At 36.0% G+C, this 23,763-nt stretch carries 27 protein-coding genes; 8 read left to right on the plus strand and 19 right to left on the minus strand.

The window, feature by feature from the left end; all coding sequences use genetic code 11:
- Window positions 1-479: 479 nt before the first annotated feature.
- Window positions 480-1,871: an aldehyde dehydrogenase gene (locus FEU33_RS11755; protein WP_146549552.1), complete on the minus strand. Its 1,392-nt coding sequence runs from the start codon at window positions 1,869-1,871 to the stop codon at window positions 480-482.
- 146 nt (window positions 1,872-2,017) lie between these two features.
- On the opposite strand from FEU33_RS11755, the gene FEU33_RS18840 reads away from it, so the two are divergent.
- The 3 genes from FEU33_RS18840 (at window position 2,018) to FEU33_RS11765 (ending at window position 6,750) form a co-directional block, all read left to right on the plus strand.
- Window positions 2,018-2,173 carry a hypothetical protein gene (locus FEU33_RS18840; RefSeq protein WP_186725824.1) on the plus strand — a complete coding sequence of 52 codons (156 nt, stop codon included), beginning with the start codon at window positions 2,018-2,020 and terminating at the stop codon, window positions 2,171-2,173.
- Between the two features lie 351 nt (window positions 2,174-2,524).
- Window positions 2,525-4,693 (plus strand): YhgE/Pip domain-containing protein, encoded by a 2,169-nt coding sequence (locus tag FEU33_RS11760; protein ID WP_146549553.1) that lies wholly within the window; start codon window positions 2,525-2,527, stop codon window positions 4,691-4,693.
- A gap of 1,280 nt (window positions 4,694-5,973) precedes the next feature.
- On the plus strand, window positions 5,974-6,750 hold the full coding sequence (locus FEU33_RS11765) for a hypothetical protein (RefSeq protein WP_146549554.1): 777 nt from the start codon (window positions 5,974-5,976) through the stop codon (window positions 6,748-6,750).
- Between the two features lie 450 nt (window positions 6,751-7,200).
- Here FEU33_RS11765 and FEU33_RS11770 read toward each other — a convergent pair whose 3' ends face one another.
- From FEU33_RS11770 to FEU33_RS11790, 5 genes are all read right to left on the minus strand, one after another.
- Window positions 7,201-8,199, minus strand: a complete 999-nt coding sequence (locus FEU33_RS11770) for an inorganic phosphate transporter (RefSeq protein WP_146549555.1) — start codon at window positions 8,197-8,199, stop codon at window positions 7,201-7,203.
- A 17-nt stretch (window positions 8,200-8,216) separates the two neighbouring features.
- Window positions 8,217-8,837 carry a DUF47 domain-containing protein gene (locus FEU33_RS11775; RefSeq protein ID WP_146549556.1) on the minus strand — a complete coding sequence of 207 codons (621 nt, stop codon included), beginning with the start codon at window positions 8,835-8,837 and terminating at the stop codon, window positions 8,217-8,219.
- Window positions 8,838-9,258: 421 nt separating this feature from the next.
- Entirely contained in the window at window positions 9,259-9,849 is a 591-nt protein-coding gene (locus FEU33_RS11780; RefSeq protein ID WP_146549557.1) for a histidine phosphatase family protein, read from the minus strand.
- 84 nt (window positions 9,850-9,933) lie between these two features.
- Window positions 9,934-10,740: a thermonuclease family protein gene (locus FEU33_RS11785; protein WP_146549558.1), complete on the minus strand. Its 807-nt coding sequence runs from the start codon at window positions 10,738-10,740 to the stop codon at window positions 9,934-9,936.
- A gap of 151 nt (window positions 10,741-10,891) precedes the next feature.
- Window positions 10,892-11,440, minus strand: coding sequence for a phosphatidylglycerophosphatase A family protein (locus FEU33_RS11790; RefSeq protein WP_146549559.1), 549 nt, complete (start codon window positions 11,438-11,440; stop codon window positions 10,892-10,894).
- Between the two features lie 455 nt (window positions 11,441-11,895).
- On the opposite strand from FEU33_RS11790, the gene FEU33_RS11795 reads away from it, so the two are divergent.
- From FEU33_RS11795 to FEU33_RS11805, 3 genes are all read left to right on the plus strand, one after another.
- A complete protein-coding gene (locus FEU33_RS11795; protein WP_146549560.1) occupies window positions 11,896-12,618 on the plus strand; it encodes an alpha/beta hydrolase in 723 nt (240 codons plus the stop codon).
- 80 nt (window positions 12,619-12,698) lie between these two features.
- A complete protein-coding gene (locus FEU33_RS11800; protein WP_146549561.1) occupies window positions 12,699-13,214 on the plus strand; it encodes a YjcG family protein in 516 nt (171 codons plus the stop codon).
- 3 nt (window positions 13,215-13,217) lie between these two features.
- Complete coding sequence (locus tag FEU33_RS11805; protein ID WP_146549562.1) at window positions 13,218-13,652, plus strand: GNAT family N-acetyltransferase; 435 nt, start codon at window positions 13,218-13,220, stop codon at window positions 13,650-13,652.
- 141 nt (window positions 13,653-13,793) lie between these two features.
- Here the strand turns inward: FEU33_RS11805 and FEU33_RS11810 are convergent, their stop codons facing one another.
- The 7 genes from FEU33_RS11810 to FEU33_RS11840 all read right to left on the minus strand — a co-directional run bounded on the left by FEU33_RS11810 (window position 13,794) and on the right by FEU33_RS11840 (window position 16,870).
- The gene (locus tag FEU33_RS11810) at window positions 13,794-14,078 is read right to left on the minus strand and encodes a hypothetical protein (protein ID WP_146549563.1); all 285 of its coding nucleotides are present in this window, start codon (window positions 14,076-14,078) and stop codon (window positions 13,794-13,796) included.
- 74 nt (window positions 14,079-14,152) lie between these two features.
- Window positions 14,153-14,398, minus strand: a complete 246-nt coding sequence (locus FEU33_RS11815) for a stage VI sporulation protein F (RefSeq protein WP_146549564.1) — start codon at window positions 14,396-14,398, stop codon at window positions 14,153-14,155.
- Between the two features lie 12 nt (window positions 14,399-14,410).
- On the minus strand, window positions 14,411-14,563 hold the full coding sequence (locus FEU33_RS11820) for a YjcZ family sporulation protein (RefSeq protein WP_146549565.1): 153 nt from the start codon (window positions 14,561-14,563) through the stop codon (window positions 14,411-14,413).
- A gap of 65 nt (window positions 14,564-14,628) precedes the next feature.
- On the minus strand, window positions 14,629-14,994 hold the full coding sequence (gene spoVAE / locus FEU33_RS11825) for a stage V sporulation protein AE (protein ID WP_146549566.1): 366 nt from the start codon (window positions 14,992-14,994) through the stop codon (window positions 14,629-14,631).
- 9 nt (window positions 14,995-15,003) lie between these two features.
- Window positions 15,004-16,008 (minus strand): stage V sporulation protein AD, encoded by a 1,005-nt coding sequence (locus tag FEU33_RS11830; protein ID WP_146549983.1) that lies wholly within the window; start codon window positions 16,006-16,008, stop codon window positions 15,004-15,006.
- Window positions 16,008-16,463: a stage V sporulation protein AC gene (gene spoVAC, locus FEU33_RS11835; protein ID WP_146549567.1), complete on the minus strand. Its 456-nt coding sequence runs from the start codon at window positions 16,461-16,463 to the stop codon at window positions 16,008-16,010. Before spoVAC ends, FEU33_RS11830 begins: the two co-directional genes overlap by 1 nt.
- The gene (locus tag FEU33_RS11840; RefSeq protein WP_186725826.1) at window positions 16,463-16,870 is read right to left on the minus strand and encodes a YhcN/YlaJ family sporulation lipoprotein; all 408 of its coding nucleotides are present in this window, start codon (window positions 16,868-16,870) and stop codon (window positions 16,463-16,465) included. Before FEU33_RS11840 ends, spoVAC begins: the two co-directional genes overlap by 1 nt.
- A 130-nt stretch (window positions 16,871-17,000) precedes the next feature.
- On the opposite strand from FEU33_RS11840, the gene FEU33_RS11845 reads away from it, so the two are divergent.
- Window positions 17,001-17,525 (plus strand): CotY/CotZ family spore coat protein, encoded by a 525-nt coding sequence (locus FEU33_RS11845; RefSeq protein WP_146549569.1) that lies wholly within the window; start codon window positions 17,001-17,003, stop codon window positions 17,523-17,525.
- A gap of 408 nt (window positions 17,526-17,933) precedes the next feature.
- Here the strand turns inward: FEU33_RS11845 and FEU33_RS11850 are convergent, their stop codons facing one another.
- The 6 genes from FEU33_RS11850 to FEU33_RS11875 all read right to left on the minus strand — a co-directional run bounded on the left by FEU33_RS11850 (window position 17,934) and on the right by FEU33_RS11875 (window position 23,016).
- A complete protein-coding gene (locus FEU33_RS11850) occupies window positions 17,934-18,287 on the minus strand; it encodes a hypothetical protein (RefSeq protein WP_146549570.1) in 354 nt (117 codons plus the stop codon).
- Window positions 18,288-18,338: 51 nt separating this feature from the next.
- Window positions 18,339-19,715 carry a magnesium transporter gene (mgtE, locus tag FEU33_RS11855; protein ID WP_146549571.1) on the minus strand — a complete coding sequence of 459 codons (1,377 nt, stop codon included), beginning with the start codon at window positions 19,713-19,715 and terminating at the stop codon, window positions 18,339-18,341.
- 510 nt (window positions 19,716-20,225) lie between these two features.
- Window positions 20,226-21,125 carry an RluA family pseudouridine synthase gene (locus tag FEU33_RS11860; protein ID WP_146549984.1) on the minus strand — a complete coding sequence of 300 codons (900 nt, stop codon included), beginning with the start codon at window positions 21,123-21,125 and terminating at the stop codon, window positions 20,226-20,228.
- On the minus strand, window positions 21,125-21,931 hold the full coding sequence (locus FEU33_RS11865; RefSeq protein WP_146549572.1) for an NAD kinase: 807 nt from the start codon (window positions 21,929-21,931) through the stop codon (window positions 21,125-21,127). Before FEU33_RS11865 ends, FEU33_RS11860 begins: the two co-directional genes overlap by 1 nt.
- Complete coding sequence (gene yjbM / locus FEU33_RS11870; protein WP_146549573.1) at window positions 21,928-22,608, minus strand: GTP diphosphokinase; 681 nt, start codon at window positions 22,606-22,608, stop codon at window positions 21,928-21,930. The genes FEU33_RS11865 and yjbM overlap by 4 nt, the downstream gene beginning before the upstream one ends.
- Before the next feature lie 21 nt (window positions 22,609-22,629).
- Window positions 22,630-23,016 (minus strand): UPF0738 family protein, encoded by a 387-nt coding sequence (locus FEU33_RS11875; RefSeq protein ID WP_146549574.1) that lies wholly within the window; start codon window positions 23,014-23,016, stop codon window positions 22,630-22,632.
- A 160-nt stretch (window positions 23,017-23,176) separates the two neighbouring features.
- On the opposite strand from FEU33_RS11875, the gene FEU33_RS11880 reads away from it, so the two are divergent.
- Window positions 23,177-23,761 carry a CYTH domain-containing protein gene (locus tag FEU33_RS11880; RefSeq protein WP_146549575.1) on the plus strand — a complete coding sequence of 195 codons (585 nt, stop codon included), beginning with the start codon at window positions 23,177-23,179 and terminating at the stop codon, window positions 23,759-23,761.
- Window positions 23,762-23,763 lie beyond the last annotated feature (2 nt).

Here is a 23,763-nt window from a genome sequence, read left to right on the forward strand (position 1 = left end):
TCAATCAACACAATCAATCATTTATTAAGATCAATAGCCAGTAACATATCTTAAATGGCGCTATTATCTGCATACTTATCAACATACTTTATTGGTTAATAAAGATGATTGATTCCTTTAGCTGTAGGATTAAACGGTATTGATTTATGATTACTTTACAATCCGATGATACACACCGTTTAATATTCTTTATTTTACTACTTTTTTATCAGCTTTATATTAGTCATTTTGTTTTGGTTAAATTTTATCATGCTGATTGTAACAGTGGGAGGATTTTTCTTACTTTTAAAGTATGATGACGAAACCTGCGAAGAAATGAAGATGCCCTTTACAGAATGGATTCATGATTACAATCACCAAAGAATTAAAAAATCGGTAGCAAGAATCCTATTCCATACAGGATTCTCACCACCGAGAAAAATGATTGGTTCAACTAACACCTAATAAAGGATAAAGTTCCCATTAGGTGAAAGTCTGCTTCAACGTAGAATTGTCTTGACCAGCTTTACTTTTTGCTTATATGGTGGAAATAAAAGATTGTTCGAAAGCTTTGTTGATTTTTTTAGAATCGATTTAGGATGTGTAAAACATTCAAAGCTTGCTTTGCCATGATAATTATGGACACCAGATTGTCCTACACCACCAAATGGTAGATGGACACTTGCAACATGAGTAATGGTATCATTAATACATCCACCTCCGAATGGTAATTCATCTAAGAAAAATTGAATCGCCTTATCCGTTTCTGAAAAGAAATAAGCTGCAAGTGGTTTCGGTTTTTGCCGAATTTGATGGATGACCTGACGTAAATCTTCATAAACTAATATTGGCATGATCGGACCGAAAATTTCATCTTCCATAATGGGACTATCCCAAAAAATATCTTGTAAAACTGTCGGCTCGATATATAAATCCTCACGATCTGTATAGCCTCCGAATAATATATGATCATATTCCTTTTCTAACAAGCTCGCTAAACGATCAAATTGTTTGGTGTTTATAATCCGCCCAAAATCTGGACTCTCCTGAGGGTTCTTTCCATAAAATTTTTGCAAGGCCTTTTTTAAATGACGGATAAACGGAACTTTTACGGACTCATGGACAAGTACATAATCTGGTGCAACACAAGTTTGACCTGCATTCGTAAATTTCCCCCAAACAATTCGTTTCACAGCTACTTCAATATTCGCTGTTTGGTCAACAATTGCTGGACTTTTTCCACCAAGTTCTAATGTATAGGGTGTTAAACGTTCAGCACAAGCACTTGCGACAATTTTCCCTACAGCTACACTTCCTGTAAAGAAAATATAGTCGAATGATGCATGAATAAGCGCTGTCGTTTCTTCTACTTCTCCCTCTACCAATCGGACATATTTCTCTTCAAATGTTTCTTGAATAATTTTCTTTACAATGGCAGCCGTATGCGGAGCTGATTCAGAAGGTTTTACAATCGCCGTATTTCCTCCAATAATAGCACCCACTAGTGGCTCCATAACAAGTTGAAATGGATAATTATAAGGTCCAATTATTAACGTAACGCCATAAGGTTCCCTAACAACAAAGCTTTTTGCGGGTTGAAAATGGAGAGGTGTAGCTACTGCTACTGGATGCATCCATTCTTCCAAATACTTTTGCATATAACTAATGCTTTCTAATACTAATCCTACTTCTGTAGAGTAAGCTTCAAACTCGCTTTTACGCAGATCATCATGAAGAGCCTGCATAATCTCTTTTTCATAACGGCTAATCGCCGCCTTTAATTTTCTTAACTGTTCTTTACGAAAATCGATCTTTTTTGTAGCGCTTGAAAAAAAATAATTTCGTTGTTCAGCTATCATCAGCTCTACATCTTGCCCTGAAAAATTCGACATATTGATCCCCCTTCAACGTATAAAAAAGATATAGTCATCCATACTATTTTCAGCTACATAGCATGTTGATTTGCCAGCACGTACTGTCTTTTTCAAATTGTACCATTTGTGAATTTTGAATTCTACTCGCGAAGGGAGAACAGATCATGTTAAAAACAGAAACTTGGTGGGAATCACTCTTTACTGGAGATTTGTCAATTGGTATTGCTTTAGATCGTCAACAGGAATTAGAGGATGAGGAATTTTTGTATTTACGTCATTTTAATGAAATGGATAATAATGATGAAGGCTTATCACAGTAATAAAATCTTTATAGTGGTTCAAATATAGGATTGGCAAACAATCCTTTATCTATTCTTATATGGCAAAAATCAACTATCCCCTTTATGGGCAAGGAGTACAAGTTGCATCGCTCACACAAACTTTTTACTGGCTTGTATTCTTGCTCTTTGAAAACGCAACAAATTGGTCGAATGCTAATTTATCAGTATTTTTTAACAAAATTAACATATGTGAATCAATTTCATAATGCAGAATGCAGATGAAATTGATTCATGTATCTAAAAAAATAATAGAACAGAACACCTTTTAGCATACTATTTCCCCTTTCAAAACGGTCCATACTTTTATCCATATCGAAAGGTGGTGTACTTATGAAAAATGGCTGGAGAATTTACTTAGAAGATTTAAAAAATATCGGTACAAACTGGGTATCCGCCATTATAATATTAGGTCTTATTATTTTACCATCTCTATATGCATGGCTAAATATTGCTGCCTCCTGGGATCCTTATAGCCAGACAAACCAAATTCCAGTAGGGATTGTCAACGAAGATAGTGGTGCAACAGTACAAGGCCATACTTTTAATGCTGGAGATGAATTAGTTCATGAACTAAAAAATAACCATGATATGAACTGGCAATTTACCGATCAAAAAAAAGCGCTCAGTCACCTAGAAAACGGTGATTATTTTTCTGTTATCATTATTCCTCCCAATTTTTCTCAGGATTTAGCAACCGTTGTAACAGATTACCCTCAAAAAGCTCAACTTAAATATTATGTCAACGAAAAGATTAATTCGATTGCTCCTAAGATTACGAGCAAGGGCGCTAGTGTTCTAGTCGATTCCATGAGTAGTCAGTTTATCGGTATTGTCAATGGAACTATTTTTGATATTTTTAATCGCATCGGCATTACGATGCAACAAGATTTACCTGATATTGAAAAATTCGAGGATTTCGTTTTTACCCTTGAAAAAGATTTGCCAACCATTTATAACAAATTAAAGACTGCATATCACGATGTGGATGAAGCTAGTCAAATTATTCAATACGCCAAACAAAGTGTACCCCAAGCAAAGGCATTGACCTCAGAGGGATTAACTACGGTTAACAATACCCTTACTTTTATCAATCAAGCGGAAAGTACACTAAACACCATTAGCCCTCAGGTGAAAAAAGACATACAAACTGTCAAACAGATTGCTTCAGATACGAATGATCTACTAACACAGCTCCAACAATCACCCATTAGTTTTACAGATATAGAATTGGTAAAAAATCAATTGAATCAGAATGTAACGAATGCCACCAATAAAATTTCAAACATTCAACAACTTTTGCTATCATTGAAACAATTCAATGCAGAGAATAATATGACTACAGATATTCAAATTTTAGACAGGGCTATCAGCCAAACAGACGCCATTCAAAATATATTAAATCAAGCACAAGCAAATGGACGTGATTTTGATCAATCTCTTAACAATAAAGAAGGCAAAATAACCAATTTTCTTCAACAACTACAACAGCTGTCATCTAACATATCTGTTGGGTTAGATCGTTTTACAAATGAATATCAAGAAACCATTGAACCAACCATTTATTCACAAATCAACAAAGTACAACAAACATTGACAGAAGCCAAAAGTATTCTTACTACGGTTCAAGGAACAATCCCTAAGGTAGAGAACATTCTAAATAATGCAAGCAGCTTCATAAATGATACGAAAAAAGGAATGGAAATTATTATCGGGGAATACCCACAAATAAATGATCGCGTGCATCGATTAGCAGATCAAATTCGTAGTTTTGAAAAAGAGACAGATTTAAAAAGTATTATCCAGCTCCTTATGAATAATCCTACTGCTGAAAAATCATTTTTTGAGGAACCTATTCAAATGAATGAGCATCGAGTTTTCCCAATTGAAAATTATGGTACAGGGATGACTCCGTTTTACTCAGTATTAGCCATATGGGTCGGCTGTCTTTTACTTATTTCTTTGTTAGCAGTCGATACAAAAGAAGATGAGCATTATGAAATTCGAGAAGTTTACTTTGGAAAGCTTCTTACTTTCTGTACAATCGGACTCTTTCAAACGGCTATCATTGTGTTAGGAGATCTTTTTATTTTGAATGTATCAGCAAAATCCCCTATTTGGTTCATCCTATTCTGTTTGTTTATAAGCCTTGTTTTTATGACCATTGTTTATACACTTGTATCCGTTTTTGGGGACGTAGGAAAAGCGCTATCAATTGTTCTACTTGTTTTACAGATTGCCGGTTCAGGCGGAACATATCCAATCGAATTACTACCAAAGTTTTTCCAATACATTAACCCCTATCTTCCTTTTACCTATGCTATTTCATTGATACGAGAAACACTTGGAGGAATTATTTGGTATAAAGTAATCATTGATATTCTTTTCTTGTCTCTTGTTTTACTATTCGTTTTACTATTCGGCGGTATTTTTAAAAAGCAGCTTCGTGATTTAACTCAAAAAATGTTACAAAAATCTAGGAAATCTGGGCTTTTTCATTAAAGCTCTGTTCCATTGCTTCATCATGTTTGTTGCTGCGCATAAGTGAGCGTCTTTACGTTGATCATAAATACCACTGAAACAGTCAATCCATCTCCTTAAAAACATGGAAAAAGCGACTACACTAAAGGATGTAGTCGCTTTCATTTTTAAAATAATTTCAAGGATATATTGACATTTGTAAAATAGAAAATTATGATTAACTAGGATTCTTACATAAGTAAGACTCAATAATCTCAGACAAAAGCCTTGCACAAATTTCTATTGTGCAAGGCTTTTGTTTTTTTTAATATTCTGTATCGCCCAAAATACTAAAAACTGTTGTGTTCAGAATCATCATAGCAACGATTGAAATAATTTCTATTGCCATCTAATTTCACTTCCTTGTTATCTGCAATACTCTATTTTATAAAACCTTTAAAATATGTTTCCTAATAATATGTTTATAACCGTATAAAGTGAAGCTCCATCCGTGGGGGTTTTCTTCATCCCCCACTGAACTAGAGGAACTCAGGTTAAGAACGCCACGTCCTGTGGCAACACCTGAGTGACCAACATCCTGCCCGCCCCAACCAATCGGACTTTTACGGGCAGTTGTTCCCCCACCTATCTTTCTCGTTTCTCTCCAAATCTTGAGACGGGGGTCTTACTGCCCGTTAAAGCGGGATAAATAATAATAACGATTCATAGATTCTGATAAAAAGCATATTGTTCATATCTATTCTCCCGCAAGTCAACACTTTTCGTAAACAAATTGCTTGCTCCTCATTCCCCATCTTTCCTACTGCTTGTGACTGGAGTCTTATAGTGGAGGATTCCTGCTGTTCCAGAGTAATTTTTATATAATTTGGAGCATATTTTTTAAGAAAAGGCTCTTTCAAAATCTATTAAATTATTATAATCAAAATCATACTTTTCTGCAAAGATTTTTTACTATGTTGCACTCCATGATCATTTTTTTATTTCAAAAAGACTTGCCTTTTTTATAATTCCCTGTATAATAATATTTTAGGTGCCAAACCTATGTGATTATTTACTTGTAAATAATCACGAAAAGAACGCCATAAACGGCACGGATTGCCGGGCGTTCTTTTTTATGAGCAGGCAAGATGAGCGCCTGCTTTTTTATTTTGTCTTAATTCCTCTTACCCTTCTTTTTTCCAAAAACATTCCTAAAGTGGCTTCCATTTTGATTTTGACATATTCCTGACATATTCCTTATTTAACATAAGGTTGAGGCATTTGATACATAATACCTAATCATTATTTATGGAGGGATTTTTATGTCTATTAATATCAATTCATTATTATCGTCTTCAGCTATTGATTGGCTGAATAACACTTCTAGTACTTCAACAACATCTACTTCCAGTAATTCAGATGACTATAGTTCCTTATTATCGAGTTTAGAAAGTACTGACTCTACTTCTATTAGTGATTTAGCAAGCCTATTGTCAGATTCATCATCATCTACAAGCACTTTGGAATCATTATTGAACAAAAGAACAGAGATACTCCAACAAAAGTATGAACTTGTGAATAGTGATTCTCAGACAGAAGATACGACTTCTCAGTTAAAATCATTACAAGAACAATTAGATGACATCAATGAACAATTGTCGTCTGCTCTTCTAGAACAAGAAAGTTCTTCAAATATAAGTTCCTATTTAACAAGTGATAGTGTAACAAATTCTAATTCTTATGATGATCTATCAAGTCTATTCGAACAAACTTCAGCATTAACACAATTAAAAATGTTAACAACGGCTAAAACCAATTTAGAAAATCAATCTAAGCTATTGCAAAGCGAAGTGGATGAGGAGGGGGACTCAAGTTTAGCCTATAGTCGTTTACAAAAGGTAAACGCAAATCTAGAGTTATTAACTAACCAAATTATGAGTTCATTGAGCTCTAGCAATACAAATAGTAGTCTATGGTCATCGCTTAACGCCTCAGCAGCTCTAACACAATATCAAATAGCCAATAACACAACGACTGATTCGGAAAACACCTCAGAAGATACAACATCAAAAGAAGAAAATACTACTGAATCATTATAGATTGAAACTTCACCTAATAGAGGGTTTCCCCCTCTACAGGGTGTTAGCTGAAACACTTGGCGGCTCTCTACTAGCATACATAGGCACCAATCAACACTTCATTAAAACCATAGGTCGAAAATATAGATGTTTTAATTCATGAATCACCAATTTGAATTTCAATATAATCATCCTGGTTCTATCATATGTATTCATATGTGACTAATTAAAGGAACTTAGATGATCTAAATCCCTTTAAATTCAATCATTCAATAATAATCTCTTGTCACCTATTTTCTCCTATTCAACACTCCTGTAATGCCATAAAAATATTTATGTAGAAACAAATTTTTTAGGCTTACAAATAGCTTTTGATCAGAAACCATGATTATCCTTTATAAAGCCGCTCTATTTAAATCAAATAAAAAACTGTCAAAAGCTATAAGCTAATCGACAGTTTTAAAATGAATATTAGAATATCAAATCTAACATAAAGTAACATATTGCTGCTAAAATCGCAGCTATCGGCATTGTAATGATCCAAGTGATGACGATTTTACGTGCTACGCCCCATTTAACACCTTTTATGCGCTGAGCAGATCCTACCCCCATAATCGCTGAAGAGATGACATGTGTGGTACTAACAGGCAAGTGAATTAATGTTGCACCGAAAATAACAGATGCTGACGCTAAATCGGATGCCGCACCATTTATAGGACGTAGCTTCATAATCTTGCCACCTACTGTTTTGATGATTTTATAACCACCAATTGAAGTTCCTAACCCCATAGCAGTAGCTGCTGCTATACGTACCCATAATGGAATATCTCCACCAGCTTGCCAGCCAGCAGCAATTAATGCCATCGTAATGATCCCCATAGCCTTTTGCGCATCATTCGTACCATGCGTAAAGGATTGAAGTGCTGCCGTACAAATTTGTAAAAGCCTTATACCCTTATTTGTCTTATAAAGACTCGCCTTTTTGAATATCACTTTAAATAGTGACATCACTAAAAAGCCAGCTAAAATAGCGATAAATGGAGATAATAGTAAAGCTTCTAAAATTTTGATAAAGCCACTATAATTCAAGATATCAAATCCTGCCGCTGCAATAGCTGCACCTGCTATAGAACCGATAATTGCATGTGAAGAACTAGATGGGATGCCGTAATACCAAGTCAGCAGATTCCAAATAATCGCAGCTATTAATGCCGCTAAAATGACAAGCGAACCGTTCGATAAAGCGAAAGGATCTACAATATCTTTTGTAATGGCTTTTGCTACACCAGTAAAAGTAATAGCCCCTATAAAGTTCATAACCGCTGCCATTATCACCGCTATTTTAGGTGGTAAAGCTCTTGTTGAAACGGACGTTGCAATAGCATTAGCTGTATCATGAAAACCATTAATAAAATCAAAAACAAGTGCGAAAATGACGACTAACACGGTTAATATAACTATTGAATCCATTCGTTATTTTTCGCTCCTTAAACATTACGCATAATAATTGTTTCCATCGTGTTCGCCACGTTTTGACAATCATCTGCGATTTCTTCTAGTTGTTCATAAATATCTCTTAATTGAATAATACGGATTGGATCTTTTTCATGTAAGAATAATTGCTTGATGGAAGTACGTAAGACTTCATCACATTTACTTTCGTAATCTTTTATTAAAATAGCATTTTCGCGCATGCTAGGTAAATTTTTATTTGCTAATTTCTCCATTGCTTTTACAACTTCATCTGCACTTTTGACAATATAACCAACAAATGTAGTCACAGACTGATTCGTCTCAGTTAATGCAAACATATCAAAATGTGCGACACATTCTTCCATACCGTCAAGAACATCATCCATACTATTTGCTAAAGCAAGGATATCTTCTCTTTCAATAGGCGTCATAAACGACTTATTAAGCATGACAATTAATTCATGAATGAGTGAATCACCATCTGTTTCATATCTCTTCATCCGCGTACTAATTTTGTGTAAATCCTCTAAATTGTGAATTTGAAAGTCATTGACATAATGTACTGCCTCTTGAACGTTGACTGAAATTTTTTGTAATATTTCGAAGAATGGATCTTCTTTTTTTCGACTAAACATAAATTCCTCCCGAAAAAAGTTAGTGTCTAAATTTGTCGTTCTAAACGCAAAAAATATCTTAACAATAAATTCACAAAAATTCTCGAAAATTTACACTAATTAACGCAAGATTTACATTCCTGTAATATTAGCGTTCACAAAATTGAAAAAAACATGCACTTTTTTAGAAAAAATTCTTGTATTTATAGTCTGAAATTAATGTAAAAAGAATATTTTGATGGAATTTTGCTTGATTTTCTAGTACTAAAGCTCTTTCAGACATACATGCACATGTCAAGTTCAACTTTCCTTCTTCAAACTATTTATGAGAGAGTTCAATTTACAAAAGAAAAGGGTTTAAAAAGCAAAAAGGTACCATTCAGATTGACTGAATGATACTCTTTTGCTTTTCATGATTGATTGACGAAATCTTTTAGAATAACTAAATGATTTCATCCGAATGATTGTTCAAATGGTGAATTTCATTATACTTATCTAACCACCATTTTCCGTCAGCGTTGTAAATAGTACTGACACCGCCATTTGACAGACGAACGCTTGGAGGAAAAATCGAAGCATTTTCTACCATCGTAAAAAGTGTATGTATAACAGCGCCATGCGTCACTAAGATCACGTTTCCATCAGAATATCGATTATCGATTATTTGTAATCCACTGACTATCCTTTTTTTCAATTCTTCTATGGTTTCTTGATTTGGATATTCTTTATGGGGATATGCCTTTCTTCTTTCTTCATAAGTCATCCCTTCGGCTTCACCATATGTGCGCTCAGCAAATTCCTTTAAAGCATGAAATGGCAACTGTAATGTTTCATTCATAATAGTTGCTGTATGGGATGCCCTATTCAAGGTACTTGTAACTATTGCATCACATTTTATTTTTTCAAAATAACTTCTACATGCAATCGCTTGTTTTTCTCCTCTTTTGTTTAATGCTGTATTTCTTCCACCTTGAAGTCTGCCTTCACGATTCCAATCCGTTTCGCCATGACGTACAATATATATTTTTGTCATATATACACCCCCTTATTAACTATGTGTACCATCGTACCATAATAATTGAAATACATTCTATATCTTCATGGAAGATTTTTAATATTATCCAGCCGCTTTTATAAAACCTGCTTTTTGTGCTGCTTCTTCTGTGCAGAAAACCTTTTCCGCTTTGACCGCATCATAATTATTCATACCAGGTAGATGATATATTTTTTTACCCTTATAATTGATATTTCCTTTGATATTGCATGCCGCCCCTGGCTGAGTATTTGTATGATCCTTTTGAGATTGTTTTGTAGTAGAAGTTGTATTTGTTGAAATCCCCTTTGTTGAGTCTTCACCAGGATGCCAATTTTTGACAACCGCTTTCACAAAACCTCTATCTGTGACGTAGCCATCATATTGCCAGATACCTTTTTTCTCGCTTTCGGCTTTTTCTTGGATCTCCTTATACTCATTTACGTGTTTGGTATTAGGCTCATAAATGTACCCAACACGAACAAGGCCTTCCCGAATCAATTGCTCTTGCACACTTTTGCCATCTGCATAAACATAGGCCAGTAAACGACCATACTTGTCTTCTTTATCTCCAACATCAAATTCCAATGTAACATTTTTTGCATGATTTAATATCTCCCGATTTCGAGCTTGCGCTTCACGTCCAAAAGGTTGTTCTCCTAATGTTTTATGATACATTTCAGGTGCATCTACTAATAAATAGCGTACTTTTTTTATTTCACCTTTATCTTTTACTTTTATCGTATCACCATCCATTACGCTAATAACTTCCACTTTCTCTTGATTTGAATCCTTTGTGTTTTGGGATGTATCCTCTAAAGTACAACCTGCTAGGATCACTATAGCAATGCTGCATAGTACCTTCATCCATATTTTCAATTCTGTCACCATCATTCTTTACTTATTTATTTCTTTTGTTATCCCATTCAACATACCAGACCCTTCTCCCATTTTGTAGCTCAACCAAGCGAAAGTTACCAAAACACTTTCGATCTGACTTCACAATGGGATTCGGATCTGGATAGGTGAGACTTGGTTATTGCTAGATTGTTTCTTTATCCGTAATTATTTCACCCGCTTCTTCTAGATCACGGATACGATGAGCCAATCGAGAAGCCGCTGATGCTGCAATACTGCCCACCAAATCATCTAAAAATGTATGCACATTTTGTCCGCTCTTTGCATCAAGTCGTTGGATGATACCTGTTTTCTTTTTGTCTAAATGACCATATGTTGTGACAGCAATACTGCCATACGTAAGAACAGATCCTATTGCTAACGTTTCATCAACCCCGAATAGACTTTCATCAGATTCGATCAACTGTTGCAATGGTTGGGACAACATCCCTTTCTCTGCTAACTCATCTAATTCAACTCCAACAAGAAGTGCATGTTGGACTTCTCTTTTATTTAAAACACGTTCAACAGATCCTATACAATGTTTTATCGTTAAACCATTATTATAAGGATATTGCATTTCATAGACAATTTCTGCAATATCATTGATTGTTACACCTCGACGTTTTAGTGCACCTTTTGCCGCTTTCGCTACAATATCTGAAGACACTGATTTCATTTTTTCATTGTACATGGATAAACCTCATTTCTGCTAAATAATTCAGTCTATCTACCATTATACCTTTCCAAATTCATATGTTACAATTTCCCTACATACACATAAATCGATTTCATCATTCAAAACATTGATAAAACACGAACATGCAATAGAGATCATTGTTAACTATCAGAACGATTAAAACATCATCTATATGAAGTGAAAGATGGCAATTCCTCAAAATGCATACGCATTCCCTTCGCGCTGTGTCTAGTCAGTGAAGCTTATTCAAATTTCTGTGAAAAAACGAGACAGAAGAGAACTCACAGTAAGATCCAACATGAGTTTCCGAGGAGACTAAACACTTGCCCGCAGAAAGCGCTATCTAAAGTAGCATACTAAGCAAATGCTAGGATATTATCCGAATGATTGAATGGTTAAATGAAAATAAAAGGATTATAGAATGAAGTCATATTAAAGGAGTGTTCGATGTGGAACAAGGTACGATTAGGGATTTAGAATTTTATAGTGAAGCATTGCAAGAACCATTGGAGTTACTGATTTATCTCCCAGCAAACTATTCTCCGCTTTATAAATATTCATTATTAATCGCCTCAGATGGCAAAGACTATTTTCAACTAGGCCGGATAAGCCGTGTTGCCGATGAATATTTAGCAAATGGAGAAATTGAAAATCTAATCATTGTTGGTGTACCTTATAAAAGTATTGAAGATCGCAGACGAAAATACTTGCCAAACGGAGATTTACATGAAGCCTATTTACGCTTTTTGGCGCATGAACTTGTGCCATATATAGACAAACATTATTCAACTTATCAAATGGGTATGGGGCGTGCGCTTATCGGAGATTCACAAGCAGCAACTGTTTCTTTGCTTGCAGCAATCGCTTATCCCAACATTTTCGGTAAAGTTCTTTTACAGTCACCTTATGTTGACGATGCTGTATTAAACAAAGTTCGTGAAGTGAAAAATCCACATGCATTTTCTATCTATCATGTTGTAGGACTCGGTGAAACCCAAGTAGTGACAACAAGTAAGACGATCAAAGATTTTCTGACACCCAATCGTAAACTTCATGAATTATTTTTGGAAAAAGGGATCACTACTTTTTATGAAGAGTTTGATGGTCAGCATTCCTGGAAATATTGGCAATCCGATTTAAAAAGAGCCATTAAGCAAAAATTTGGCCTATAAAATGGCAATATCATCCCACGAATAAATTTTTCTGCTATACTGAAAATTGAGAACAATTAACTCCAAGGAGGTCATCCATAATGAAATATGGTATTGTTGCTTTCCCTTCTAAGCAACTTCAAGACTTTGCAAATTCTTATCGTAAAAGATACGACTCTCATTATACTAAAATTACACCACATATCACATTAAAAGGTGTAACTGAAGTAAAGGATTCACAAATTGACAGTATTTCAGGAGCTGTTAAAGAGATTTGCAATCATTTTAGTCCTCTTAAGATTCATGTATCAAAAATCAATTCATTTGCACCTGTAAATAACGCCATTTATTTAAAAATTGATCCCACAGAGGAACTTTTAGATTTACATGACGCATTGCATACAGATCCATTAGGCGGAAAAGCCGAATACAAATTTGTTCCTCATATTACCATTGCCCAAGATATGAGCTCCGGTGAACATGACGATATTTTCGGACAATTACGTATGACAAACATTGACTTTAGTGAAAACATCAATCGTATTCATTTATTATATCAACTTGAGGATGGCTCTTGGACAGTTTATGAAACATATCGACTAACGGGAGAAATATAGTCATTGGTATTCGCAAAAATTGTTGAAACTGAAAAAGAATTACAAGATGCCTTCTTCGTTCGAGAAGAAGTTTTCGTCAAAGAGTTAGGCATTCCTCTTCCTTTAGAAAAAGATGAATATGATGAAATCGCTACACATTTTGTTGCTTACTTTGAGAAACAACCAATCGCTGCGGGGCGAGTTCGCTTCCTAGAGGACCATACAGCCACTGTTGACCGAGTTTGTGTACTGCCTCCTTTTCGCAGAAAGCAAATCGGTGTTTTAATGATGCAGAATCTTGAACAATATATTCAAGGGTCCCGCATTAAAAAGGTCAAACTAAATGCGCAAACTCACGCTATTCCATTTTACGAAAAGCAAAACTATTACATCACTTCTCCGGAATTTTTAGATGCTGGAATTCCTTACCGTGCGATGGAAAAAACTTTTGATGTTTAAAAAAGCTACGATGTATTATGAAGAAAATCATAATACATCGTAGCTCTTTACATGGAAGTAAATTCTACTACAAGCTAGTTCGTCCATTGCTATCCATAATTGATCGCATGCAAGATCAAGCTCACAATATAACTGTCTCATCTATACATAAAAGTCAAAGTACAATCCTTTACCCGTAATATTCGCAACCTTCAAATCATCGGAAGAATTATGAGGGGATTTATTTAAATAGTGTTTCTTTACGTTCAATTGCTTCCGAAATTGTATCTCAGCATTTTTATTTCTTCGTCTCCATTCTCCACCAAAATGACTTTGCTTTTTGACATGTTGAATTTGGTGAATATATGAAAAATGTTCTTCCTTTTGCAATGAACGCATCATATATTGATATGATTGTAAATTAGGAAACGGTAAAATATAACCCACTTGAATCACCCCCTGTAATATACTTTTACTTATATGCATAAACAGCATTCGTTATTACAGGGAAATGATTTGAATTATATCATTTTTTGAATTTTATTTAGGTCTAAGGATTCTCCATTTTTAAGAATAGACGCCACAATCTGTTCTTCTAGCTCTTTTGTTACTGGCTTATTTGCGAGTTTAGCAACTTTGCGAACAATTTTACGAACTTGTCGTGCATCTTGAAAATTGGCATTTTGAATAGCATTAGCTAGCGCAAAGACTTCTTCCATTGGAACTCCTGTTTTCTCTTCGATTCTTCGAAAAAAAGATGGATTCATCTAAACGCCTCCTTAGTAAATAAAGCTAGTGCCAACAATAATTAACAAGATGAATAATACAACGATCAAAATGAATGTTGAACCGCCGTAGCCACCGCCACCATAGCCGCCGCCGTAGCCGCCGCCAGATGGATATCCACAACCGTATCCTCCCCATCCTGACATTGCAATCCCTCCTCTCTTTTCTCCCCTATCTTATGCGAAGGTGAAAAGAAGAATCGGGCTTTTAACTAAGGGTGCTGTCCTTTTGAATGAAAAATTAATGCACCGATCATACCAAACAAAATGGCCGCACTAATACCTGAACTTGTCACTTCAAACATACCTGTTAAAACACCAATCCAGCCATGTTTTTCTGCCTCAGCTATTGCTCCATGTGTTAATGAATTACCAAAGGATGTAATGGGAATTGTTGCCCCTGCTCCTGCAAAATCAATAAGTGGTTCATAGAGATTAAAGCCATCTAATATAGCACCCGCCACAACCAAAATCGTTAAAGTATGTGCAGGAGTCAGTTTACCGATATCCATTAGTAATTGTCCGATTACACAGATCAAACCACCGACAATAAAAGCCATTATTAAAGAAGAAAGCATTTTTATTCCTCATTTCATTGAGATTTCAACTGCATGTGCAGTACATGGAATTGATTCGTTCTGTTGTACAGTTAATGGAGAAAGCAATGCACCTGTTGCAATGGCAAGTACACGCTCCATTTTCTTTTCATTTAATTGCTTCAAAATGTAGCTAAAAAAAACAGACGCAGAGCAACCAGCACCGCTAGCACCCGCTAGAAAGGACTCATCATCGCCATAATATTCTGCACCAGCATCCCTTATTTTTTGCACATCTTGCTTCGCCATACCTTCTTTTATCAGCATTTCTTTTAAAATAGGAAGCCCTATTTTACCGAGATCTCCGGTCATGATCAAATCATAATCCGATAATTTTTGTCCTCTTCCCTTTAGATGACGAGTAATCGTATCACATGCTGCTGGAGCCATCGCTGCCCCCATATGAAATGGATCTGTTTGTTGCAAATCAATTACCTTACCGACTGTAGCTGCCTCTACAACAGGACTATTCATCTGTCCTTTTGCGATTAACACATAGCCAGCAGCTGTCACCGTCCATTGTGCAGTACCTGGTTTTTGGCCTCCATATTCAACCGGATAGCGAAACTGTCGTTCAACTGAATTATGTTGACTACCCGCTCCAGCTAACGCATAACGGCTCCCACCTAATTCTGTTAATAAAGACGCAATAATAACACTTGATACGGCAGTCGCACAAGCAGAAAACAGTCCAATATAGGGTATTTGCAAAGTTGCTGCTGCAAAATTAGAAGGTGTCATCTGATTGACTAGATCTCCACTCATTAAAAAATCTACATCGTTTTGTTTTATCTTTGCCTTTTGTAGGGCAATTTGACATGCTTGTTCGGCCATTGTTTGATGGCCTTTTTCATTGCTATCCTCTTCTGCTCTTTCATCGTCATAAAACTTATCGAAATCTTTTGCAAATACACTCTTTTTTTCCACTGGTCCAGCTACAACACCTGATGCAATAATTGCTGGTTTTGAAGGAAAATATATAACACCTTGATCCATTACCAATTCGCTACCCCCATTGTCACTAAAATGAGCTTTACAAGCGCTACTACAAAAGCAGCTGTAACACCAAATACAATAACCGAACCAGCTAATTTAAAAATATTCCCTCCGACTCCTAAAACAAAGCCTTCTGTTTTATGTTCAATGGCCGCAGAAATAACGGAATTACCAAATCCGGTTACAGGTACAGCTGAACCCGCTCCAGCAAATTGTCCAATTTTTTTGTAAACGCCAAATCCCGTCAATAGCATAGTTAAGAAAATAATAGTAGCAACTGTTGGATTCCCTGCTGTTTTCTCCGTGAAATTAAAATAAGTAATATAAAAGAATGTAATAAGCTGACCAATTGTGCAAATGATACCTCCAACTAGAAAAGCTTTTAGACAATTCTTCAAGATCGATGGTTTCGGTGAAAGTGATTGTTGTAAATGATCGTATTGTTTTGCATCCATTAGGTTTCCTCCTCAGATAGCTCTTTAAGCTCTTTGATTTTCTTATCTAGCTCTTTCTCACCCATTTGTTTTTTGGCTAACTTATCCGTTTCGATCATAATTTTCAAATCTGTACTCACTAAAACATCTTTTTGGGGTAAAGCCTTTTCAATTTCTTTCTGCCATTCCTTTTCGTATTGTCGCTTTTTCCATTTCGAGAATGGTTTTACTTCTATCCCCACAATGGCAGCATTATCTGTCAACAGAGCAGTGACTCTTTTTATATGTTGATCATCCTTGACGATTTGCTCTATTTCTTGGCGCTGATCCTTATGTGAACTGTCTTTATTGGTTGTAAAAAAAGACGTTTGTCCATTATTACAGCCTACCAGTATCAGGGTCACTAGCAATAGAAGCCCTTTTTTCATGTACATCTCATCCTTTTTGGAATTAGTATGTTGCTTTTTAGATAAAAATATTCAAGCTAGTGACAACAGCCCGACTCTATAATTATTAAACTCATATGGTATAGAGAGTTAAAAAGAGGAGGTGAAATTGATGGGCTGTTGTGGAAAAGAAGAAAGTTCAGGAGTAAGTCCAATCAATTCTAAAAACTGTGTATGTGATGTTGTACGTGCTATTTTAGACATCCAAACACAAGGGGCTACTGACGATTGTGATTGTCCTACTAATTGTTTTTTAGAACCACTTGGGGGCTTAGTAAATCCAACTAGAACAAACGCAGATACTCGCGTATTCATGCTTCTAACAAAAGACGGAACACCATTTAAAGCTTTCTTTAGAGATCTTATTGGTAACACAGGAACAGATTGTAGATGTTTTTCTGTATACTTCCGAGTGGAAGATGTATTTGATGGCTGCTGTGCTACTCTACGTGTACTAGAGCCATTAGACAGAAACAGAGCTGAAGTTGACATTCTAAATGAAAAAGGAACAGATGTGGATTTGCACAAACTTTGTAAAGTAAGAAACTTTAATCGTACAAATAGTTGTATTACAGTAGATTTAAATTGCTTCTGCGCCGTGCAATGTATTGCTGACGTAGATTTAAATGTTTGCTAAGATGATCTTAAGGTGAGGCAGCGTCGGAATGTAGAAGTGATTGGTTGATATTCATTTCAGCCAATCTCTTCTTCTTAGATTAACCCATTTATCTAAATTTCACTCCCATTTTATAGATAATGTTGAAAGATAACATCAGTGCTCGTTGTTCTGTATGCTTTTAGCGTGCTGGCACAGTGGATACAGGCTCAACTATCTTTTAGCCATATAGCAAAAAAACGAGTTCAGAATAAGAACATCTGAAACTCGCTTTTTTCCTATAATATAGGGCACTATCCAATTTATTGATCCATCATGACATAACCTATTCGTATATGAAATAGGTATTCATCAACAAAGCTGGTGTAACAACATTTGCATTTTACGTGCTAGCACCCTTTGGAAAACCATCCATATACCTGAGCTTCCCTATTTAAAAAATGATCTTCCACGCCAAAGCAAATCTTTTATTTTAGCGATAGCAATGGGATGAACGACATTATTAGCTGTCCTAATCATCACTTCCTGCGTTTCAACATTGACTTTATAAACCTCTCCTGAAATTTCTTGCCCATCGTTTATAACAAATACAAGCGGTTGATAAGCTTTCTGCTGAAATGGATTCGATAAGAACAACAGCTTTTCTTTTCGTTTTCGTAACTCAACATCTTCTTCTAATACAGGCTTACTTTCTGATACATCCTCCAATGATTCAATATTTTCTTCAATTTCTTTAAAATAAGCTGGTGGACTTTTAACGAAAAGAAGTGGGCGATTTCCCACATTTACACATCCTTTTTTATTTTCATACTATGCGAAATTGGCGAAATTGGTTCACATTAGATGATTAATAAAGGCTGTAGCAATGCCAAGGTAGATCAATATACTTGTGATATCGTTTAAAGTCGTGATAAACGGACCTGATGCAACGGCAGGATCAATATTTAAACGATGCATCAATAATGGAATAAAAGAACCTGCCAGAGTAGCCACTACAATAGAACAGCAAATGGCCACGCCAACTAATAAACCTAATAAGAATGTATGTTGCCAAAAGTAAACAATCCCAAGCGCAATGGCACCACAAACGAGTCCCATAATAAGACCTGTGATCAGTTCTCTAAACATCATTTGCAACTTGCTTTGCTCTTCAACATCCCCTGTGGCAATGCCTCGAACAGCTACTGCTAATGCCTGTGTTCCACTATTACCTGACGTACCACCTATTAACGGGATAAACGCTGCAAGTAATGCCACTTTTTCAAGTGTACCCGTAAACAAATCTACTAAATTAGCTGTTAACATTCCTAAAAATAAAAGAACGACTAGCCAGGGCAATCTTTTCTTTGCCGCTGCAAATGGATTCGTATCAAGACTGTCCATATCAGAAACCCCTGCTAATTTAGAATAGTCTTCAGATGCTTCTTCATCGATGACATCAATAATATCGTCGACGGTAATAATCCCCAACATTTCATTTTTCGAATTAATGACTGGAACTGCCAAGAAATTATAATCTTTCATAATTTGAGCAACATCTTCTTGGTCATCCGTTACATTTACACTCACAACACGTTCATTCATAATATCTCGGATCAGCGTGTCTTCTTCAGCAATAATGAGATCTCGTAATGAGATAACACCTGTTAAATGGTTTGTGTTATCCACCACAAAAATATAGTAAATCGTTTCTGCATCAGGAGCTGCATTGCGTAATATGGTCATAGCAGAACGTACCGTTGAATTTTCAGGGATAGCGACATACTCTGTCGTCATAATAGATCCCGCAGTATATTCTTCATAATGCAGCAAATCTCTAATTTCCTGTGCAGATTCATTGTCCATTATTTGAAGGAAATGACTAATTTGATCTTTATCTAATTCATTTAAGACATCGACCGCATCATCCGTATACATCTCTGCGATCATTTTAGCAGCATATGCCGGCGCCATTTCTTCTAAGAAACCTTTATATTCGTTATCATCCAGTTCAAGAGCTTCAAAAATCTCTGCCATCTCTTTTGGGGACAAATACTGATAGATAACCTGTCGTATGTCAGGTCCCACCTTCTCATAAAACTGTGCCTGATCGTACGGATGAAGCGCCAAATATTCATCTCTAAAAGTTGTTGGAGCTTCGTTTTGTAATAACCATCGTAAATGCTCCTCGTTAAATTGAACTTCATCTTTTTCCATTGTTTCGTCTTTCATGCATTGTCCCCTCCTCTCGACTGTTTTTCTTTACATAACACCTTATTATAATAATTCGAACATTCAATAAGGACAATTATTTTTTGCAAATTTCGCGGAACAAATTTAATAGTAACACGAGATGTTCTATATACTCAAATTGGATTTCCTTAATTTTCTAATATAAGAACACCACATCCTGTGGCAACAACTCCGTGACCAACATCCTGTTATCCTCAGCGTTCGCCCGCATGAGTCATGCGAGCCGGAGCGGAAATCAACGAATCTCCCTATTTTTGTGGATTAAACTGGATAATCAACATACCTGATCTTTCCTAGACAATGAGAAAAAAAGACATTGTCCAAAACTTCTTTTAGACAACGTCCTTATGGAATTTCATTCATTGAAAATAATCATACTAAATCCAATATTTAGCTTTTTAATTCATCAAACAAAAGATAAGGGATTTTTATCAATTGCATTGAAAAACTGCATTAATCACTAAAATGCCTTCTATAATTTGGACTCCCTTACATCATAATATGTCGCATATCCTCAGGAAGTTCACTGTTCCATACCATAGCCTTGTGAGTCAGAGGATGTTGGAGTTCAAGTTTTACACAATGTAAAGCCTGTCTGTCTATCAATTTCCTGCTTCCTCCATATAAATCATCTCCCAATAAAGGATGCCCTATGAAAGACATATGGACGCGGATCTGATGCGTACGACCCGTATGTAGTGTTAATTTTACGTGACTTATTTTTTCACCATGGATACAATATCGATCCAGCACTTGCACATCCGTATGAGCAAACTGTCCGTCTTGGCGTACCTCTCTCTCAATGATACTGCCATCCTTCCGTCCAATGGGGGCGACGATTTGCTGAAAATCTTCTAATACATGCCCATGAACCAGCGCTTCATAAGTTCTGTGAATCGTACGTCTTTTTTGTGCTTCGCTCATAAGATGATGAACATGGCGATGTTTGGCTATACACATTAATCCAGATGTATTACGATCCAATCTAGTGACTACATGAACGGTAGAAGCTACTTTTTGTGCCTGTAAATAAGCGACTACCACATTGGCGATACTGCCGGTAGGATGGTCATGCGAGGGAATGGTACTTTGATATGGTGGTTTGTCCACAATCAGCAATGCATCATCTTCATACTTTATCAGTAATTCTCCTCTTTCAGGTAATAATCCACCGCTTATTTCTTCTATAGGAAAAATGACTGTGACCTCATCGCCTATCTCTAAAGAATGACGTACATTTTGTTCTTTTCCATTCACCAATAATGCCCCACCTTGAAATTTAATCGCTGTTAGTGCTCGTTTGGAAATCCCTATTTCTCTCAAAGCCTCACGTAATAGCTGCTGATCCTTTTGGGCAGTAAAGGTTAAATGATATCGTAAATCCTCCATCATTCTTTCAAATCACTATCAATAAAAGATTCATGAACACGTTGCCAGAATGGGAAAGCTTTAAAACGAGCAAAGCGGATCTTCTCTTTTGCCACACGATATTGAATGGACTTTACATTTTTATGCAACAATTGAACGTGATCCACTGTAACTGTAAAATCCTCTGCTTTGACAGGTTTTAAAATGCATTTATGATGAGCAGGTAGAACAAGCGACGATCCGACTGTTCGAAAAACGCGGTTATTGATCGAAGCCATTTCCGTTAGTTGGAATGCCTGCAAGGAAGGATGTAAAATCGCACCACCTAGTGCTTTATTATAGGCTGTACTTCCAGATGGTGTGGATATACAAAGTCCATCACCACGGAATCGTTCGAATGGTCGGCCATTTAACTCTACGTCCATCACTAAAGTCACTTCAGGCGATTTAACAGTAGACTCATTTAAAGCCAGATAAGTATAGCACTCCTCGCTATTTTGATAATTAATCGTCACCTCTAAAAGCGGATATTCAATAACTTTAAATTCATCCTTTGCTATCGAAATAACCAGTTTTTCGATTTCACTCGGTTTCCAATCAGCATAGAAGCCTAAATGCCCCGTATGGATGCCGACAAACGCAACCTCAGACAGCATATGTGTATAACGATGGAACGCGTGTAATAATGTTCCGTCACCACCAATAGACAAGACAATTTCCGGTCTTTCCTCATCTACTACTAATCCAAAATTAGTTAAATAATTAATCGCACGCTCCATTAGTTCATTTGACTGTGGATCATTGCGAGATTGGATAGCGAATCTCATATGCTCTCTTGACCTCCTTTTTGATGCTCATGGCGTACTTTCGGTTTTGATGCTTCCTTAAACTCTGTGAAATATTGCTGTGCCTCCCTGATTTCTTCACGGATTTCGGACATTTCTTCATCAAGTTTAAATGCCGCTTCTGCTGCACTTTGCAGACGATTTTTGATCTCCTCTGGAAAAACGCCTTTGTATTTATAATTTAAAGAATGTTCGATTGATGCCCAGAAATTCATCGCAAGGGTCCGAATTTGAATCTCTGCTAATATTGTTTTCTCTCCTTGAATAGTACCAACAGGATACTCAATAATCATATGATAAGAACGATACCCACTCTTCTTGACATTTGTGATGTAATCTTTTTCTTCAATAATATGTAAATCATTTCTTTGCCTTAATAATTCAATAACAGTTGGGATGTCATCTACAAACTGACACATGATACGAACACCAGCGATATCTTGTAGTTCATGTGCAAGTGTATCTGATGGTTCAAAAACTAGTCCCTTTTCTAATGTCTTATCATAAATACTCGCAAGGGGCTTTACACGTCCAGTCACAAATTCAATCGGTGATGTCGTGTTTGATTTTTCAAATTGCGTACGTATCCCTTTTAACTTTATTTTTAGTTCATCTACTGCTTGCTTATAGGGTTGTAAAAAGCGATCCCATTGTCCCATCATAAGTCCCCCCTAACAAATTTAGGTTTCACTCAATAGCTTTGCAAAGGTTTCTTCAACAGCGGTTGTAAAAACCTTTCCATAATTATAGTTACCCTCAATATTATAGATAAGCGATTGTAATTCATCCTGAAAGTTGGACAATTCAATCTTCCCAGTTTCCCATTTTAACACAGGAGCGACTTTTGATTGTAACGTTTCGGCTAATAATGGCCAAACTGATTGTGGAAATTTCACATAACTATATCCATCTTCTTCATCCATTAAATAAACAAAGGCCATTTCATCTGAATCCGTGATCATTTGACCTGTCGCATGCCATTTTAAATCATTTACTGGATTTTGTAACTCAAAGCAGATATGTGAATCTTCTAATATACCTTTTTCGACTATATAAGTTTTACGCAAAGTCAATCTTCCCTTCTGTGAATCTGCTATCTATTTTATCATAGGCTTGACCCAATCCCCCCATTTTTCTGGATCATTGTCAGGCTTTTCATTCATTATTTTACATTGCAATCTGTTATAAAATTCCTTTATAATTCATAAGTAGAAAGGGTGTCTTGAAATGACCCAACAATTAGAAATTGAATTTAAAAATATGTTAACACAAGCGGAATTTACACATCTTTGCACTTGTTTTAAAATAACAGATCAAAATTTTCATGCGCAAACGAACCATTACTTTGATACGCAAAATTTTGATCTTAAAAAATTACAATCTGGTTTACGGATCCGAGAAGTACAAAATCGTTTTGAATGCACTCTAAAAGAGCCAGCAACTGGGATTGGTTTGATCGAAACGACTGATATACTTTCAAAAAGCCACGTTCAATCTATTTTAGACGGTCATTCTGTTTTTCATGCAAATGAAGTATCCAAAAGACTTCAGTCACTGAAAATAGATCCCAACGATTTACGAATTTTGGGTACACTATTGACAGAACGTGCCGAAATAGAATATGAAGGTGGTCTATTAGTATTTGATCATTCACACTATGCGGACACGGATGATTACGAGTTAGAATACGAGGTTTCGAATGAAGAAGAGGGCAAGGCGATCTTTGAAAGTTTTCTAACACAATATTCTATACCACGCAGACCAGCTGATAAAAAAATTGCTCGTTTTATGAGCACAGTCAATAAGAAATGAGG

It is taken from the genome of Rummeliibacillus suwonensis, from assembly GCF_007896435.1.
Taxonomy (GTDB): Bacteria; Bacillota; Bacilli; order Bacillales_A; family Planococcaceae; genus Rummeliibacillus; species Rummeliibacillus suwonensis.

Excerpts from the sequence above, each read along its gene's own strand:
- FEU33_RS11755 (WP_146549552.1), bottom strand. The coding sequence starts at position 1,871 with ATGTCGAATTTTTCAGGGCAAGATGTAGAGCTGATGATAGCTGAACAA.
- FEU33_RS18840 (WP_186725824.1), top strand. The coding sequence starts at position 2,018 with ATGTTAAAAACAGAAACTTGGTGGGAATCACTCTTTACTGGAGATTTG.
- FEU33_RS11760 (WP_146549553.1), top strand. The coding sequence starts at position 2,525 with ATGAAAAATGGCTGGAGAATTTACTTAGAAGATTTAAAAAATATCGGT.
- FEU33_RS11765 (WP_146549554.1), top strand. The coding sequence starts at position 5,974 with ATGTCTATTAATATCAATTCATTATTATCGTCTTCAGCTATTGATTGG.
- FEU33_RS11770 (WP_146549555.1), bottom strand. The coding sequence starts at position 8,199 with ATGGATTCAATAGTTATATTAACCGTGTTAGTCGTCATTTTCGCACTT.
- FEU33_RS11775 (WP_146549556.1), bottom strand. The coding sequence starts at position 8,837 with ATGTTTAGTCGAAAAAAAGAAGATCCATTCTTCGAAATATTACAAAAA.
- FEU33_RS11780 (WP_146549557.1), bottom strand. The coding sequence starts at position 9,849 with ATGACAAAAATATATATTGTACGTCATGGCGAAACGGATTGGAATCGT.
- FEU33_RS11785 (WP_146549558.1), bottom strand. The coding sequence starts at position 10,740 with ATGGTGACAGAATTGAAAATATGGATGAAGGTACTATGCAGCATTGCT.
- FEU33_RS11790 (WP_146549559.1), bottom strand. The coding sequence starts at position 11,440 with ATGTACAATGAAAAAATGAAATCAGTGTCTTCAGATATTGTAGCGAAA.
- FEU33_RS11800 (WP_146549561.1), top strand. The coding sequence starts at position 12,699 with ATGAAATATGGTATTGTTGCTTTCCCTTCTAAGCAACTTCAAGACTTT.
- FEU33_RS11815 (WP_146549564.1), bottom strand. The coding sequence starts at position 14,398 with ATGAATCCATCTTTTTTTCGAAGAATCGAAGAGAAAACAGGAGTTCCA.
- FEU33_RS11820 (WP_146549565.1), bottom strand. The coding sequence starts at position 14,563 with ATGTCAGGATGGGGAGGATACGGTTGTGGATATCCATCTGGCGGCGGC.
- spoVAE (WP_146549566.1), bottom strand. The coding sequence starts at position 14,994 with ATGCTTTCTTCTTTAATAATGGCTTTTATTGTCGGTGGTTTGATCTGT.
- FEU33_RS11830 (WP_146549983.1), bottom strand. The coding sequence starts at position 16,008 with ATGGATCAAGGTGTTATATATTTTCCTTCAAAACCAGCAATTATTGCA.
- spoVAC (WP_146549567.1), bottom strand. The coding sequence starts at position 16,463 with ATGGATGCAAAACAATACGATCATTTACAACAATCACTTTCACCGAAA.
- FEU33_RS11840 (WP_186725826.1), bottom strand. The coding sequence starts at position 16,870 with ATGAAAAAAGGGCTTCTATTGCTAGTGACCCTGATACTGGTAGGCTGT.
- FEU33_RS11845 (WP_146549569.1), top strand. The coding sequence starts at position 17,001 with ATGGGCTGTTGTGGAAAAGAAGAAAGTTCAGGAGTAAGTCCAATCAAT.
- mgtE (WP_146549571.1), bottom strand. The coding sequence starts at position 19,715 with ATGAAAGACGAAACAATGGAAAAAGATGAAGTTCAATTTAACGAGGAG.
- FEU33_RS11860 (WP_146549984.1), bottom strand. The coding sequence starts at position 21,125 with ATGGAGGATTTACGATATCATTTAACCTTTACTGCCCAAAAGGATCAG.
- FEU33_RS11865 (WP_146549572.1), bottom strand. The coding sequence starts at position 21,931 with ATGAGATTCGCTATCCAATCTCGCAATGATCCACAGTCAAATGAACTA.
- yjbM (WP_146549573.1), bottom strand. The coding sequence starts at position 22,608 with ATGGGACAATGGGATCGCTTTTTACAACCCTATAAGCAAGCAGTAGAT.
- FEU33_RS11880 (WP_146549575.1), top strand. The coding sequence starts at position 23,177 with ATGACCCAACAATTAGAAATTGAATTTAAAAATATGTTAACACAAGCG.